The sequence below is a fragment of the Cohnella xylanilytica genome, from assembly GCF_014212175.1.
GTDB classification, from domain to species: Bacteria; Bacillota; Bacilli; order Paenibacillales; family Paenibacillaceae; genus Cohnella; species Cohnella xylanilytica.
On record NZ_JACJVR010000073.1, the window covers coordinates 1 to 13,603 of the forward strand.

Annotated in this window: 14 protein-coding genes and 1 riboswitch; of the genes, 1 reads left to right on the forward strand and 13 read right to left on the reverse strand. The window is 62.1% G+C overall.

Features of this window, described 5'->3' with window-relative positions; translation table 11 throughout:
• Positions 1 to 108 precede the first annotated feature (108 nt).
• From H7B90_RS18665 to H7B90_RS18715, 11 genes are all read right to left on the reverse strand, one after another.
• On the reverse strand, positions 109 to 600 hold the full coding sequence (locus H7B90_RS18665) for an LURP-one-related/scramblase family protein (RefSeq protein ID WP_185137401.1): 492 nt from the start codon (positions 598 to 600) through the stop codon (positions 109 to 111).
• 72 nt (positions 601 to 672) lie between these two features.
• Complete coding sequence (locus H7B90_RS18670) at positions 673 to 1,155, reverse strand: hypothetical protein (protein ID WP_185137402.1); 483 nt, start codon at positions 1,153 to 1,155, stop codon at positions 673 to 675.
• Between the two features lie 61 nt (positions 1,156 to 1,216).
• Complete coding sequence (locus H7B90_RS18675; protein WP_185137403.1) at positions 1,217 to 2,314, reverse strand: acyl-CoA dehydrogenase family protein; 1,098 nt, start codon at positions 2,312 to 2,314, stop codon at positions 1,217 to 1,219.
• Positions 2,315 to 2,425: 111 nt separating this feature from the next.
• The gene (locus H7B90_RS18680) at positions 2,426 to 3,616 is read right to left on the reverse strand and encodes a mannitol-1-phosphate 5-dehydrogenase (protein ID WP_185137404.1); all 1,191 of its coding nucleotides are present in this window, start codon (positions 3,614 to 3,616) and stop codon (positions 2,426 to 2,428) included.
• Between the two features lie 118 nt (positions 3,617 to 3,734).
• A complete protein-coding gene (locus tag H7B90_RS18685; RefSeq protein WP_185137405.1) occupies positions 3,735 to 4,397 on the reverse strand; it encodes an HAD family hydrolase in 663 nt (220 codons plus the stop codon).
• A 159-nt stretch (positions 4,398 to 4,556) separates the two neighbouring features.
• Positions 4,557 to 4,703, reverse strand: a riboswitch (cyclic di-AMP (ydaO/yuaA leader).
• 122 nt (positions 4,704 to 4,825) lie between these two features.
• A complete protein-coding gene (gene infC, locus H7B90_RS18690) occupies positions 4,826 to 5,314 on the reverse strand; it encodes a translation initiation factor IF-3 (RefSeq protein WP_185137406.1) in 489 nt (162 codons plus the stop codon).
• A 30-nt stretch (positions 5,315 to 5,344) separates the two neighbouring features.
• Entirely contained in the window at positions 5,345 to 6,553 is a 1,209-nt protein-coding gene (locus tag H7B90_RS18695; RefSeq protein ID WP_185137407.1) for a DUF445 domain-containing protein, read from the reverse strand.
• Positions 6,554 to 6,767: 214 nt separating this feature from the next.
• On the reverse strand, positions 6,768 to 7,490 hold the full coding sequence (locus H7B90_RS18700; protein WP_185137475.1) for an amino acid ABC transporter ATP-binding protein: 723 nt from the start codon (positions 7,488 to 7,490) through the stop codon (positions 6,768 to 6,770).
• Between the two features lie 16 nt (positions 7,491 to 7,506).
• The gene (locus tag H7B90_RS18705) at positions 7,507 to 8,154 is read right to left on the reverse strand and encodes an amino acid ABC transporter permease (RefSeq protein WP_185137408.1); all 648 of its coding nucleotides are present in this window, start codon (positions 8,152 to 8,154) and stop codon (positions 7,507 to 7,509) included.
• 69 nt (positions 8,155 to 8,223) lie between these two features.
• On the reverse strand, positions 8,224 to 9,087 hold the full coding sequence (locus H7B90_RS18710) for a basic amino acid ABC transporter substrate-binding protein (protein ID WP_185137476.1): 864 nt from the start codon (positions 9,085 to 9,087) through the stop codon (positions 8,224 to 8,226).
• Positions 9,088 to 9,377: 290 nt separating this feature from the next.
• The gene (locus tag H7B90_RS18715) at positions 9,378 to 10,772 is read right to left on the reverse strand and encodes a hypothetical protein (RefSeq protein WP_185137409.1); all 1,395 of its coding nucleotides are present in this window, start codon (positions 10,770 to 10,772) and stop codon (positions 9,378 to 9,380) included.
• A 197-nt stretch (positions 10,773 to 10,969) separates the two neighbouring features.
• Here H7B90_RS18715 and H7B90_RS18720 point away from each other — a divergent pair, with 197 nt between their 5' ends.
• A complete protein-coding gene (locus H7B90_RS18720) occupies positions 10,970 to 11,185 on the forward strand; it encodes a hypothetical protein (RefSeq protein WP_185137410.1) in 216 nt (71 codons plus the stop codon).
• A gap of 738 nt (positions 11,186 to 11,923) precedes the next feature.
• Here H7B90_RS18720 and deoC read toward each other — a convergent pair.
• Positions 11,924 to 12,613, reverse strand: a complete 690-nt coding sequence (gene deoC, locus H7B90_RS18725; protein WP_185137411.1) for a deoxyribose-phosphate aldolase — start codon at positions 12,611 to 12,613, stop codon at positions 11,924 to 11,926.
• 24 nt (positions 12,614 to 12,637) lie between these two features.
• On the reverse strand, positions 12,638 to 13,591 hold the full coding sequence (gene deoR, locus H7B90_RS18730) for a DNA-binding transcriptional repressor DeoR (protein WP_185137412.1): 954 nt from the start codon (positions 13,589 to 13,591) through the stop codon (positions 12,638 to 12,640).
• Between the last annotated feature and the right edge of the window lie 12 nt (positions 13,592 to 13,603).

Consider the following 13,603-nt stretch of genomic DNA (forward strand, 5'->3'; position numbering starts at 1 on the left):
CGTGCCTCTGGGCACGCCGCAGAAAAAAACGGCTTGCCGACGCGTCCGGCGAGACCCGTCGGGTCCGCGCCAATCGCTGCGGCAAGCCGTTATGTGAATAATCGTCCGTTACGTCGCCGCCGTCGAAGCCGCCTTCTGCAAAGCGTGCACGCCCATGATTACGGCGACGAGCTCGTAGCTGTCCAGCTCCTCCGAGAAGTTGTCGAGCCGGAACGCGCCCGAGGAGAACCAGCCGCTCACCCGCTCGAACCGGGCGACAGAGCGTTCCCCGCTATCGAGAACGTCGTACTCCTGCGAGAAGGCCGGCGACACGAAGTCGTATTCCCCCCGCCCGTACGCCTCGTACGTGTACTTCTTCGAGAACAGCGCCATCCGCCACCGAAGCTGGCCGAGCTCCCGCCCCTCGGCGTCCGTCACGTTCCAGCGGGACGAGAAGAAGCCGAACTTGCCGCTGCAAGCAAGCTCGCCGCCCGGTCCGTAGACGTCGAGCGAAGAGCCGAAGGCGCTCTTCAGATCCAGATACCCGGCATCCCGCTCCGAAGCGTCCAGAATCTCCGTTACCCCGCTGTTGAAGAAGTTGTCTCGAAAATAGAGCTGCATCTTGCGTCACCCTCCCCTATCCGGTTAGAAGGTAATACGATGCAATGCCGCGGAATGTCGCAGCCCGAACCGTCACTCGGCTTCGGCCTTCCGCCCGACGAACGGCACGGCCGACAGCATCGAGCGAACCGGCTTCCATCTCTCGACGGCCGAAGCGGCGGCCAGCGTCAGAACGAGGCCCCCGATCGCCATCGCCGTGAACAGCGGAAGCGTCCATAATTCCGAGGGGCGCATGAAGAAAGGCACGAACGAGACCGCCATGATCGGAGGAGCGTTCCACTTCCACCTGCGGATCATCCAGAACGTGAAGAGAGCGTTGACGACGAAGAACAGCGTGCTCGGATGCAGCTGCGACAGGATCGATCCGGTGACGGAGCCGATCAGAGCGCCGAACGCGATGACGCCTTGTTCCCTCGCCGACGCCGAACGGGTGACGAACAAGTAGGCGAAGGCGCCAAGAGTCGGGAAGAATAGAGGGTGGAATCCCTCGAGGTGAGCCGATACGAAATAGACGAGACCGATGTAGAGACAGGCAGCGACCGCCCTTAGCTTCATGAACTTCCGATCCTTTGCTTTAGAGTACCCGTCCCATTTTAATTCCCCGAATTCCGCCGGGTCAAGAACCTTTTTCGGATTCCGGAAGATCGTCTCCGAGCGGCAGAAGCACCGAATGCTGCGTTATCGTATGCAAGTCGCGCCAAGTCCGGCTCAGCGGATGCTCGCGCAGCAGCGCCGTCATGCCGAGGTACGGGAACACCGCCTGCGCCCCGCCGCGGGCGACCGCGGCCGCTTCCTGGCTAAGCCGGCCGGCCTCCTGCCACAAGCCTTCCGGCAGGCCGATGCCCCCGGCTCCCGCGAACTCGGCCCACGTCCGGTCCACCGCGCCGTAGAAGCGTTCCGCCGCATCGCCGAGCCGCCGCTCCTGACGGCCGATCTCGCCGGCCAGCGCGTCCAGCCGCCGCGGATTCGCGGCTCGCCACTCCGGCGCCCGCGCCTCGGCGAACGCCCGCGCTTCCTCGAGATAATGGCGGGCGATCCCGATCGCGGCCGCCGCGAACGACGTCTGGGCGAACGGCAGGAACGGGCAGCGGTAGATCGGGTCCGGGAAGCGGGGCTCGGAGGCGATGTCGAAGGTCATCCCTTCCGGCACGAACGCGTCCTCGACCGCGATCGAGTGGCTGGCCGTGGCCCGCAGGCCCAGCGGCTCCCAGTCGCGAATAATCTCCGTCTGCTCCGGCAGGAACGCGAAGGAGCGAATCTCCGAGCCGGTCTCCCTCTCCACCAGGCAATTCGCCGTATAAAAAGAAGCGAACGTCGAGCCGCTGCAGAACTTCCAGCGCCCGCTGACGCGGTACCCGCCGTCGACCGGCTTCGCGGTCCCGGTCGGTAGCCCGCTGCCCGCCAGCACCGCCTCGCGGCCCGAGAACAGCGCCGCCGCTTCCTTCTCCGGCAGCGTCGCGGAGAAGAACCCGCCGCCCGAGCCGATCGTGACGAGCCAGCCGAGGGCGCCGTCGATCCAAGCCGCGCGCTCGAACAGCCGCAGCGCGTCCGGCAGCGCCGCCGCCAGGCCGTCGTATTCGGCCGGGACGAACAGCTTGAACAGCTTGGCGTCGTAGACGAGCTCGAGCAGCCAATCGTCGAGCTCGCCGCGCTCCTCCATCGCCGCCGACCGTTCCCGGATTCTTCTCGCGATTTCTTCATCGTATAAGAACATTTTCCACCCATCCCCCATCTTCCATCTTCCATCTTCCAAATGACACAAGCCTCAGCCCAGTATAATACAGAGCCGAGGCTTGCGTCATATCGGGGCGGCTGGAGGAGCCGCTTAGCGCCGGCCCGCGGCCCGCGCCTTCATCGATTCGTACTGCTCTGCGATGCGGAAGTGCAGAGGGTGGTGCTCGGGAATTCCCATATGGTTGCGGATGACGTCCCTCACTCCCTTCTCCCGAATAGCAGCCTGCAGCCGGATCGCCTCCGGGTCCGACTCGTTATCGAACAGCAGCGCCGCGGCGATCAGCGACACGAGATGGGGCGTCTCCATGCCCAAAGCCGCAGCCTGAAGCGCGGGCTTGACGAGACGGTCGCCCGCCGCCAGCTTCCGCAGCGGGGAACGGCCGACCCTCGCGACCTTGTCGGTCATCCGGGGATTGGCGAAGCGCTGAATCGCCTTGCGGATATAGTGGCGATGCTCCGGCTCGCTCCAATTGTACTTGTGAACGAGCAGACGGCCCGTCTCTTCCATCGCACCCGCCACCCGGCTCCTCAGCCGCTCGTCGTTCATCGCTTCCCGGATCGTCCGGTACCCTTCGAGATAACCGAAGTACGCCGCGGCGCAATGCCCGACGTTGACCGTATACAGCTTGCGCTCCGCGTACGGCTCCAGCGAGTCCACGTACTTCACGCCGGCGATCGCCTCCGGTTCGCCGCGCCCGGCCTCGACTCGCTCCACGACCCATTCGCAGAACGGCTCGACCTTCACGCCGAGCGGATCTTCCGGCGACTGCGGCGGCACGATCCGGTCGACGATGGCGTTCGGGAACGAGACCGACCTCTCGGCCCGCCGCTTCGTCTCCTCCCGAAGATGCGAGTAGACGTGCTTCTTCAGCTTCGCGCTGCCCCGGACGGCGTTCTCGCACGCGATGATCTGCAGCGGCCGCGCTTCGCCGGCGCCGAGACGTCTCTCGAGCCCTTCGGCGATCGAACGGGCGATGTGGGGCAGCGCCGCTTCGCCTACGGCCGTCGTGACGACGTCGGCTTCCGCGATGCTCTCCGTTACCGCGGGGACGTCATGTATCGGGACGGCGGTCACGTTGCGGACGACCTCCCGTTCCTCGGCTTCGCCGGCGAACGTCACCGTGTACTGCTTCCTCTGCCTCAGGAGCGAGATCTGCTTCTCGTTGCGGGCCACGAAGACGACCTCGTAGCCGGAGCGGGACAGCACGAGGCCGATGAAGCCCCTGCCGATATTGCCCGCCCCGTAATGAACGGCTTTCTTGGTTGGGTTCCGTCCCGGCATGGCGTTCTCTCCTCTCCGTTGCTCTCCGTATCCTCCACCATCCTCTACGTTTGACGACGCTAAATTTTCAATATTCTAACTATTCATCCCGTGAAAAAAACGGCTGCCATTCCCCCGATCACGAGCTCAGAGGAGTCGCGATGAGCCGCCGGAATTCCAGGTCGCCGAGCGATCCGACCCGGTGCAGGACGCCCGGGAACTCAAGCAGGCTCGTAATCTCGTTCGGAGCGAGCACGCAGTGCATCCCCGCGGCCAGCGCGGCCCGCACCCCGTTCGGGGAGTCCTCGACGGCGATCGCCTCATTCGCCAGCACGCCGAGTCCGTTCAGCGTCCGAATGTAGAGCTCGGGATCGGGCTTCACCCGCCGGACGTCGTCCGCGGTCGACAGATAGTCGAAGTAGCCGCCGATGCCGAGCTGCCCGAGGTGATCATCGATCCATTCCCGGGACGAGCTGGAGGCGAGGCCGATCTTCATCCCGTAAGCCTTCGCCGACTCCAGGTAGTCCAGCACGCCCGGACGGACCTTCTCCTGCCGCATCAGCTCCGCATGCCGCTTCCGCACCGAAGCGCGGAACCGCTCCCGGTCGATCGGGAGGCCGAGCTCCGCGATCAGGTACTCGTAGGGGTTGAACGCGTGAAGGCTCGTTCCGATGCACCGCGAATACATCTCCAGCGTCAGGTCGACTTCGTATTCCCGGTAAGCCTCCTTGAAGGCGACGTACCACGCCGTCTCCGTATCGATAATCGTCCCGTCGAAGTCGAAGATAAGGGCTCTGATCATTTTTCGCGCTCCTTTGCCGATTGGAATTTGCGCCTTCCGGCCCGGGAGGGCCGGAGAGGGAGATCAAGGGCGGCGTCGCGTCGGACCGGTCAGCGGATAAAGACAAAGAGGGACCCTTGACAGGGTCCCGGCTGAATTCGGATTCGATTCTGCGAAAAGCGCTGACCCATCTTCCGCTGACGAGGTTAGCTGACGGACTCGGGTAGATGGTACCCTACGGCCGGCGATGAAGCCGGCGGATTCGCCCCAATTGACTGGTTCCCCCGCTTTCCGACGCGAACGTCGAAAATTAAGCGTAGATTGATCATAAACGATGCAGAGAGTTTCGTCAACCTTCATTACTTCTTGTGTCATATATTAGAACAAATATCATACATCATGAAAACAAGAACTTTATTATCGATAGGCCAACGCAATTGCCATGTCAGTTAAATGGGATTTATCTTAACCGACGCTTGTTTGCCGCTGACCTGGATTCCCGTCTCTTTCTTGCCAACGCCGGATAGATCCTTCGTCAGCCTCTCGAGCAACTCCTTCGCTGCCGGCCCTTCCTTGGCGTTCGTCAGCTTGACCGTCAGCTGAACGGCATCTCCCGCCGCCAGCAGCTTGTCCGCCTGCCTCCGCTTCGTCTCGTAATCGTGCTCCTCGATGTGCGCGGTGAGCCGAATTTCCTTCACCTTAGCCGGCTGCTCCCGTTTGCGCTCCTCGCGGCGCTCCCGATTCCTCTCGTCGCGGGCCGCTCCGCGCCCCACGAGCCGGCAAGGAGGCGGACTGCTGAGCAGCGACGTGCAGACGAGATCCACCTTCAGCTTGCGGGCGAGCGCGAGAGCTTCATCCCGGGAGACGACTCCGAGGTCCTCCCCGTCCGTTCCCGTCAGCAGCACCTCGGAAGCTTTGATTTGTTCGTTCATGATCATGGGACCGCCATCCTCCAACCCGGGTTTGAACTAGAAAAAGAGATTGATTCCTTCCAGGACGACACCGATCAGAAATCCGCAGACGGCTCCGTTCACCCGGATCCACTGTAGATCGCCGCCGATCTTGTCTTCGATCATCTCGATCAGGGTAGCGTTGTCGAGCTTGTCCAGATTCTCGCGGACGAGGAGACCGATCCGGGAATGGTTCTTCTCGACGAAGTCCGAGATGCGCGCCTGCGCCCAATCGAGCAGCGGAACCAGCTCCGCCGGTTCCTCCTTGTAGCGGGCGACGAGCCCGGCGAGAGCCGGGCGGACAATCTCCCCGGCGAAGCGTTCTTCCCGCACGAAGGCGATCGCCCTCTGCCGCAGCTCCTCCGACCAGCCGAGCAGCTGCGCCTCCAGATTCAGCCGCTGCGGCAAGTCCGCCTTCGCGGAATCGAGCCCCTTGAGAACCGCCTCGTTCTCGGGCAGGTTCTCGAGAGCCTTGCGCATCTCCGCGAGAATCAGCCGGCGAAGAGGATGCTCTTCGAACACCTGCATATCGCGCAGATTGGCCAAAATGACGTTCTGCAGCGTCGCGCCCAACTTCTCTTCGCTCATGAAGCCGACGAATGCGTTGACGGCGAAGCCCATGAGCCCCTTGGCCTGAACGCTGCCGAGCGCCTGCGAGGCCATGTTGCCCAATTCGAGCTGCACCTCGTCCCTCGCAACAACTTCCTCCGCCTTGGCGAGCAGGAAGAGGAGCGCCCGCTCCTCGTAGCCGCGGGAGAGCGTCTCGTCCCGGACGATCCTTAGTGCCGCGGCGGAGTCCAGCCCCCGAATGCGTCCTTCCAGCTCTCGCGCCAGCACCGGAACTACCCGATCGAGCGGCAGACGTCGGAGAATGTAGTCGCTCAGCGCGACGACTCCGCGGGTCGCGTCGTCCAGATGGCGTTCCGCAAGCGCGACGACCCGCTCCGGCGCGAGATACTCGTTCACTTTATCTTTGATGCTCTTCTTCGTGAGGAACTCGTTCTCCATGACGGAGACGAGAGAACGAACGACCTTGTCGCGGTTGCGCGGCAGAAGCGCCGTATGCGGAATCGGCAGGCCGAGCGGCCGGCGGAACAGCGCCGTCACCGCGAACCAGTCGGCCAAGCCGCCGACCAGACCCGCCTCGAAGCCTCCGTGAAGCAGCGCCCCGGCCCCGTAGCCGACGACGGGGAACGTCGCCGCGAAGCCCGCCGCCATAATCCCCAAAGATATTGCAGCCGTATGTTTCGGTTGTTTGGCCATAGCCGGCTCCCTTCGCCCAGGTAATCTCTATAAGTCTTATTTTACCCCGGACAGGGCGTATCTATCAAAAAAGAGGCCTCTATCTCTCGCGCAAGCTCCGCCAGGCCGCGAGAACGCCGAATAGCCCGCCCCCGACCGGGCGGGCCGTTCCCTATTATTTTCGGAAGAGAACCTCCTCTTACAGCACCTTGGACAGGAACAGCTTTGTCCGTTCCTGCTTCGGGGATTCGAACAGCTCCCGCGGATGCCCTTCTTCCACGATGCTCCCTTGCTCCATGAACAGAACGCGGTCGCCCACTTCCCGGGCGAAGCCCATCTCGTGGGTGACGACGACCATCGTCATCCCCTCCGCGGCCAGCTCCTTCATGACGGCGAGCACCTCGCCGACCATCTCCGGATCGAGCGCGGACGTCGGCTCGTCGAACAGCATGATCTTCGGCTCCATCGCCAGCGCCCGCGCGATCGCCACCCGCTGCGCCTGGCCGCCGGACAGCGAGTCGGGGGACGCGTTCGCCTTGTCCTCCAGCCCCACCTTCCGCAGCAGCTCCATCGCCTTCGCCTCAGCCTCTTCCTTGGGCCGCTTCCGGACGCGCACGGGCGACAGCGTGATGTTGTCGAGAACGCTCATGTGAGGGAACAGATTGAACCGCTGGAACACCATGCCGACTTCCGCCCGCACCTCCGTAATGCGGGTCCCCTTGTCCATGAGCGACACGCCTTCGATCCGGATGTCCCCCTGATCCGGCTGCTCCAGCAAGTTCAAGCAGCGCAGCATCGTCGACTTGCCCGAGCCGGAGGGGCCGATGACGACGACGACCTCCTGCCTTCGCACCTCGAGATCGATATGGCGCAGCACCGCGTTGGTCCCGAACGATTTGCACAAGCCCGCAACCTGAATCATCGCCTGTTCCATGCCGTCACATCCTCCTCTCGATGTATTGAAGGAGCTTGCTGAGCGAATAGGTCAAAATGAAATAGATGACGGCCGCCGTCAAGTACGGCTCCCAGACACGCATATATTGGCCCTTCATCGCGTTCACCCAGTAGAACATCTCGGGAACGGCGATATAGGCCAGCATGGCCGAGTCCTTGATAAGGACGATGAACTCGTTGCCGAACGCCGGGATCATCCGCTTTATCGCCTGCGGAAGGATGACGAACCGCATCGCCTGTCCATGGGACATGCCGAGCGAATACGCGGCCTCCTTCTGCCCGGGATCGATCGATTGAATGCCCGCGCGGTAGATCTCCGCCATGTAGGCGGCGGAATTGAACGAGAGGGTAGTGATCGCCGCGGCGATGGCGTTCGTCGTCCCAAGGATGGGAGGAATGATAGCGAAGTGGAAAATCATCGCCTGAACGATAAGCGGCGTCCCCCGGAAGAAGTTAATGTACGCGCCCATCGGCCAGTTCAGCAGCCGGCTTCTCGCCATCTTGCCGAAGCCGATAGCGAGCCCGAACACGGCCCCGAGCAGAATCGAGGCCGCCGAGATGCCGATCGTCAGCCCGGTTCCCTTCAGCAGCAAAGGGGCGTAATCCCAGATGATGTCGAACCTGAAGTCCATGCTCTCTTCTCCTCTACGCCAAAAAGCATGCGCAGCGTTGCCCTACGCATGCTTCCTGCGGGAATGGGGTTACTTCGTGTTCACAAGGTCCGTCGTGTCCGGCTCGACGCCGATCCACTTTTTGTATATCTCCTTGTACTCGTCGCTCGCCCGCACCTTCTCGATCGCCGGATCCAGCTTCGCCTTGAGGTCGGACTTGCCCTTCGGGAAGATGATCCCGTAATATTCCGGCGTGAAGTTCTCCTTGTCCGCGATCGTCTTGAACTTCTTGTTCGGATTCTTCTCCACGTACGCCTGCACGACCGCGAAGTCGGCCACCACCGCGTCCACCCCGTTGTTCTCGAGCTCCAGCAGCGCCAGCGTGTTGCTGTCGAACCGCTTCAGGTTCGCGTTGGAGTCGCCCATGATGCCCTTCATCAGATCCTCGGCCGTCGTCGCCCCCTGAACGGCAACCTTCTTGCCCTTCAAGTCGAGAGCGTTCTGAACCGGACTGCCTTCCTTCACCAGAATCATGTTCTTCGATTCGAAGTACGGAATGGAGAACTCATACGACTGCTTGCGCTCGTCGGTGATCGAGACTGCCGAGATGCCGGCGTAGTACGCACTCTTGTCGCCCTTGTCCAGATCGGCGAACATCGGGTCCCACCCGGTATTGACCAACTCGTACTTCAAGCCCGCTTCCTTCATGACCGCGTCCAGGAAGTCGACGTCGAAGCCGACGATCTTGTCCTTGTCCATGCTCTCCATCGGGGCGTAGCTGGCGTCGGTCGCGACCTTGTAGACGATGTTGCTCTCTTCGCTGGCGCTCGGACTGGCGCTTGCGCTCGAACTTGCGCTCTCGCTCGGGGACGCGCTGTCGCTTGGGCTCGCTCCGCCCGCGCCGTTTTCTTCTTTCTTGCCGCATCCGGCGGCGACCAGAACGAATACCAACATAAAGGCGAGTATCGATAGTTTCTTCGAGGATTTTCTCACGGTTAGGCCCCCTGTTTGCGTCAATAAATTTAACATGATTTTAGCAGTAAATAGGTTTATAGGCAATGATATTTTAAATATTGTATACAGATTTATTATGGATGTAATGTTAATGTCATTTATTATTAATGGGATTATGGATTGACAGCGCTCCCAACGGGGAAAAGGCCGCACGAAAGCTTCCACAACCTCTGCTTTCGTGCAACCTGTTTTATGGGTGGCTTTGAACGATCCGCCGGGACGCCTCCCGGTTAGACCAAGAACATCGCCACGATCGTCGTGACGCCCAGACCGATGAGGACCGGCTTCAAATTGCGGCGCGCAAGCTCGAACGGGCTGACCCCGCAGATAGCCGCGGCCGGGATGAGCGCCCAAGGAATGAGTGTGCCGCCGCCGACCCAGATCGCGGCCACTTGGCCGAGGGCCGTCAGGGTCGCCTCTCCCGAGCCGATCGCCGAAGCGAACATGCTCGCGACCGAGCCCGCCAGCGAGATGCCCGAGAAGCCCGAGCCGTCGAGCCCGGTCACCGCCCCGGTCACGGTCAGGGTGATGGAGCCGACGACACCGTTCACCGGAACGGTATTCGCCAGCGCGACCCCGAGGTCGTTCACGATGCCGTGAGACCCTTCCGGCAGACGGTTGCCGAGCAGCTCCGTGAAGGCGGCGTCGCCCAAGTAGAAGAAGGCCGCGATCGGAATGACGGGCCCGAAGATTTTGAAGCCGAATTGGAAGCCTTCCACCATATAGGCAGTGATCTCTTCAATCCCTTGGTTGCGATGCGCGATCAAGGTCAGCGCGATCAGGATCAGGATGGCGGTGCCCCCGATCAAGGCCGTCGCGTCTCCCCCTTGCAGGTCGAGAACGAACATCGCCACGACGTCGAGAACGAAAAGAATCGGGATCAGAACGGCCGCCCATCGCTTCACCCGCGGCGGCAGAGGCACGGATCCCGCGTCGGCGGAGACCGGCGACTGGCCGGCGACGAGGCCTTCCCTCCACGTCCCGCGCTTGCGGTCCCGGTACATGGACCAGAACGCGAACGCCGTCGTCACGACGCCCATGACGATGACGAGGGGGACGCTCGCTTCCATCACCTCCGACACCGGGAGCCCGGCCGCGTCGGCCGTCAGCTTCGGCGCTCCTTGAATCACGTAGTCGCCCGACAGCGCGATGCCGTGGCCGAACAGGTTCATCGCCATCGCGGCTCCGAGCGCGGGCAGCCCGACCCGCACGGCGGCCGGCAGCAGCACCGCTCCGATAAGCGCCACGCCCGGCGACGGCCAGAAGAACCAGGAAGCGACGAGCATAATGACGCCGATCCCCCAGAACGCCAGCGCGGGCGTCCGCATGAAGCGGGTGAGCGGCGCGACCATGATCTCGTTGATGCCGGTCCGGATCAGAACCCGGCTCATGGAGACGATGATCGAGATGATGAAGATCGTGCCGAGCAATTCTTTGGTCGCGTAGATGAAGCTGTTGAAGATGCCGGAGACGGAGCCGCTCAGGCTCTCGGTGGCGATGAAGGCGAGCGCGAGGATTCCGGCGACGCAGACCATCGTCGTGTCCCGCCGCTTGATAAGCATGGCCATAATGAGAACGATGAACGCCAGGTACACCCAATGCAGGGAATTCAACTCGATGTCCATCCCAGAACCCCTACCCTCTTCTTGGAGTGGTACATTGTATGAGTCTAGGGGAGCGAGGATGATTCTCGATTCCGCGGCGATTCGACGGCGGTCGCGCTTGTGCGAAGGATGGCGATCTGGTATAGTCCAGATGCCGAAGGTTCGAACGATTTTTTTGGAGGAGAGCCGGATATCCGGAAGAAAAGGAGGGGATGGAGTTGGCGATCAACCGGAGATTGATCACCGACGCGGACTTCGAGGAAGCGAAGGCGAAGCAGGTCCGCCTGCGCGTGTTCCGCGACGACCATATCGTGGAGGCCGGCAGCGTCATCGTGCGGTTCGACGACGCCACGGTCGTGCTGCAGTCGGGCGTCGGCGACCTCGCCTACCACCCGCGCTCGGCTTGCGAGTTTTTCGAGCTGAAGCGGGGGTAAGAGGCGCTCGGGGCGGGAAGCCCGAACGCTGCGGGGCTGCAGGGCGACGGTGTTGACGGCAGCGGGGCTGCAGGGCGGCGGTGTTGACGGACGGCGGTGTTGACGGCGGTGGTGTTGACGGCGGTGGGGCTGCCGGACGACGGTGTTGACGGCGGCGGGGCTGCCGGACGGCGGTGTTGACGGCAGCGGGGCTGCCGGGCGACGGTGTTGACGGCAGCGGGGCTGCCGGACGGCGGTGTTGACGGCAGCGGGGCTGCCGGGCGATCGTAAGTCCGTTTTTTTGACTATGAGACCGCGCCTAAAAAAACTACGGCTGCCCCATTCGCATCCAGATTTGTTATCCGGGTTCGAAGTCGCTTATCTTTGCGGGATCATGCTGCGTTGAGATTCTATGTCTTGCCTGGTTCCCGTTTCGATTGGGGGAGGCGGCTAACGAATCGAGGAGACGCTATTTTGCCGAAAACAATGGATTTTCGATTCTAACGAATCGTATAGACGCTATTTCGTTCCGGAAGCCCGTTTTGGCCCCTGGTGGACCCGAATAAGATCGCTGGGGTTCGTTAGAGTGTCAAAAATGGGCTTTTGACGCTAAATAGCGTCTCCTGAGTTCGTTACAGAACGGGGGGGCAATGAACCGGACGGAAGTCTGTTAGCGAAAGGGTCTTTCGCAGAAAAAAAGCGCAAACAACCGGCCCCCTAATGGGAAGCCGGTCGTTCGTCTTGCGCGTATCGCCCGGCTCAATAGCCCGAGCCTTGGCCGCCGCTAACGATCGCGACGCTGGAGCTCGCGCCGATGCGGGTCGCTCCCGCCGCGATCATGGCGCGGCAAGCGTCCGCGTCGCGCACGCCGCCGGAAGCCTTCACGCCCATGCCGGGACCTACCGTCCGCCGCATGAGCGCGATGTCCTCGGCCGTCGCTCCGCCGGGGCCGAAGCCCGTCGACGTTTTCACGAAGTCCGCTCCCGCCGACTTGCTCAGCTCGCAACCCTTGACCTTCTCCTCGTCCGTCAGCAGCCCCGTCTCCAGAATCACCTTCACGACGGCCCGGCCGCCGCTCGCGGCGACGACGCCCGCGATGTCCTTCTCCGCTTCGTCGTACAGTCCCGACTTGAGGGCGCCGACGTTGATGACCATATCGATCTCCGTCGCCCCGTTCGCAATCGCGTCCTCCGTCTCGGCCGCCTTCGCCTTCGTCGTCGTCGCGCCGAGCGGGAAGCCGACGACCGTCGTCACGCCGACGCCGGAGCCCGCCAGCAGCTTCGCGGCCAACCCGACCCAATACGGGTTGACGCACACCGTGGCGAACCGGTACGCCTTCGCCTCCTCGCACAGCTTCTCGATGGCGTCCCGCGTGCTCTCCGGCTTCAATAGCGTATGATCGATATAGCCGGCTAATTGCTCGTTGCTAAGAGATTGTTCCCCCGCCACTCGATAATCCCCCTTCTATTCTCTCTATTCCCGTTCCACCAAATATTTGGCCGTGAACTGGTCGGTAATAAGCACGTTGTTATATTTGCCGCGCAGAGCCCCGTACATGCCGTCGACCTTCTTGGCGCCGCCGGCCACGAGGATGGACTGCTCCTTCTTCTTCAGCTCCTCCAGGTCGATGCCGATCGTCCTCTGGTTAAGCTCGTCGGCGATGATGTTGCCGTCCAGATCGATGTAGCGCGAGCAGATGTCTCCCGCGCCCTTCTCGTGGATGATCCGCAGATCCGTCTCCGTAAAATAATTCGCCTTGATCAGAACGGAGTCTTCCGTCGGAACCCCGACCGTCACGATCGCGACGTTCGATTGCTTGCCGAGCTCGAGGATGTTGCGAATGTGCCGGTCCGATTCGATCGCCTGCTTCACGACCGGATGGTCGACGATCGCCGGAAGCGGGATGAAGTAGGGAGCCGTATGGAACGCCTTGCCGAAAAGATGAACGATCTCGTGCGCGTACGTATTTGTCTCCGAATGGCTGACGCCGCCGTTCAGCTGGACGACCTTGACGTCCTTCAGCAGCTTGCCCTGCAGGTTGATCGCCACTTCGTACAGAGTCGTCCCCCAGGTCGTGGCGATGATATCGCCTTCCTTGACGATCTGGTTCAGGTAGTCCGCGGTCGCGATGCCCAGATACTTCTTCACGATGGCATCCTCGTACTGCGGCACGGAGACGATAACCGCCTTCTTCAAGCCGAACTTGCGCTCGATCTGGGCGGCCAGCGTCCAATTGCTCTCGTTCGGATCCAGGATCTTGATCTGAACGTACCCCTCATCCTTGGCCTGCTGCAGGAACCGCGACACCGTCGGACGGGAGATGCCGAACTTGTCCGCGATCTCCTGCTGGCTGTAATCCAACTGATAGTACATCTTCGCAATATCGATCATTCTCGCCAGCTTGTCGTCGGTACGATCTTCAGGCATGGCTTCCCGCCC

What these genes read in the sequence shown, in the direction of transcription:
- H7B90_RS18665 (WP_185137401.1), bottom strand. Translation starts at nt 600, where the DNA reads ATGCAGCTCTATTTTCGAGACAACTTCTTCAACAGCGGGGTAACGGAG.
- H7B90_RS18670 (WP_185137402.1), bottom strand. Translation starts at nt 1,155, where the DNA reads ATGAAGCTAAGGGCGGTCGCTGCCTGTCTCTACATCGGTCTCGTCTAT.
- H7B90_RS18675 (WP_185137403.1), bottom strand. Translation starts at nt 2,314, where the DNA reads ATGTTCTTATACGATGAAGAAATCGCGAGAAGAATCCGGGAACGGTCG.
- H7B90_RS18680 (WP_185137404.1), bottom strand. Translation starts at nt 3,616, where the DNA reads ATGCCGGGACGGAACCCAACCAAGAAAGCCGTTCATTACGGGGCGGGC.
- H7B90_RS18685 (WP_185137405.1), bottom strand. Translation starts at nt 4,397, where the DNA reads ATGATCAGAGCCCTTATCTTCGACTTCGACGGGACGATTATCGATACG.
- infC (WP_185137406.1), bottom strand. Translation starts at nt 5,314, where the DNA reads ATGATCATGAACGAACAAATCAAAGCTTCCGAGGTGCTGCTGACGGGA.
- H7B90_RS18700 (WP_185137475.1), bottom strand. Translation starts at nt 7,490, where the DNA reads ATGATTCAGGTTGCGGGCTTGTGCAAATCGTTCGGGACCAACGCGGTG.
- H7B90_RS18705 (WP_185137408.1), bottom strand. Translation starts at nt 8,154, where the DNA reads ATGGACTTCAGGTTCGACATCATCTGGGATTACGCCCCTTTGCTGCTG.
- H7B90_RS18710 (WP_185137476.1), bottom strand. Translation starts at nt 9,087, where the DNA reads ATGTTGGTATTCGTTCTGGTCGCCGCCGGATGCGGCAAGAAAGAAGAA.
- H7B90_RS18715 (WP_185137409.1), bottom strand. Translation starts at nt 10,772, where the DNA reads ATGGACATCGAGTTGAATTCCCTGCATTGGGTGTACCTGGCGTTCATC.
- deoR (WP_185137412.1), bottom strand. Translation starts at nt 13,591, where the DNA reads ATGCCTGAAGATCGTACCGACGACAAGCTGGCGAGAATGATCGATATT.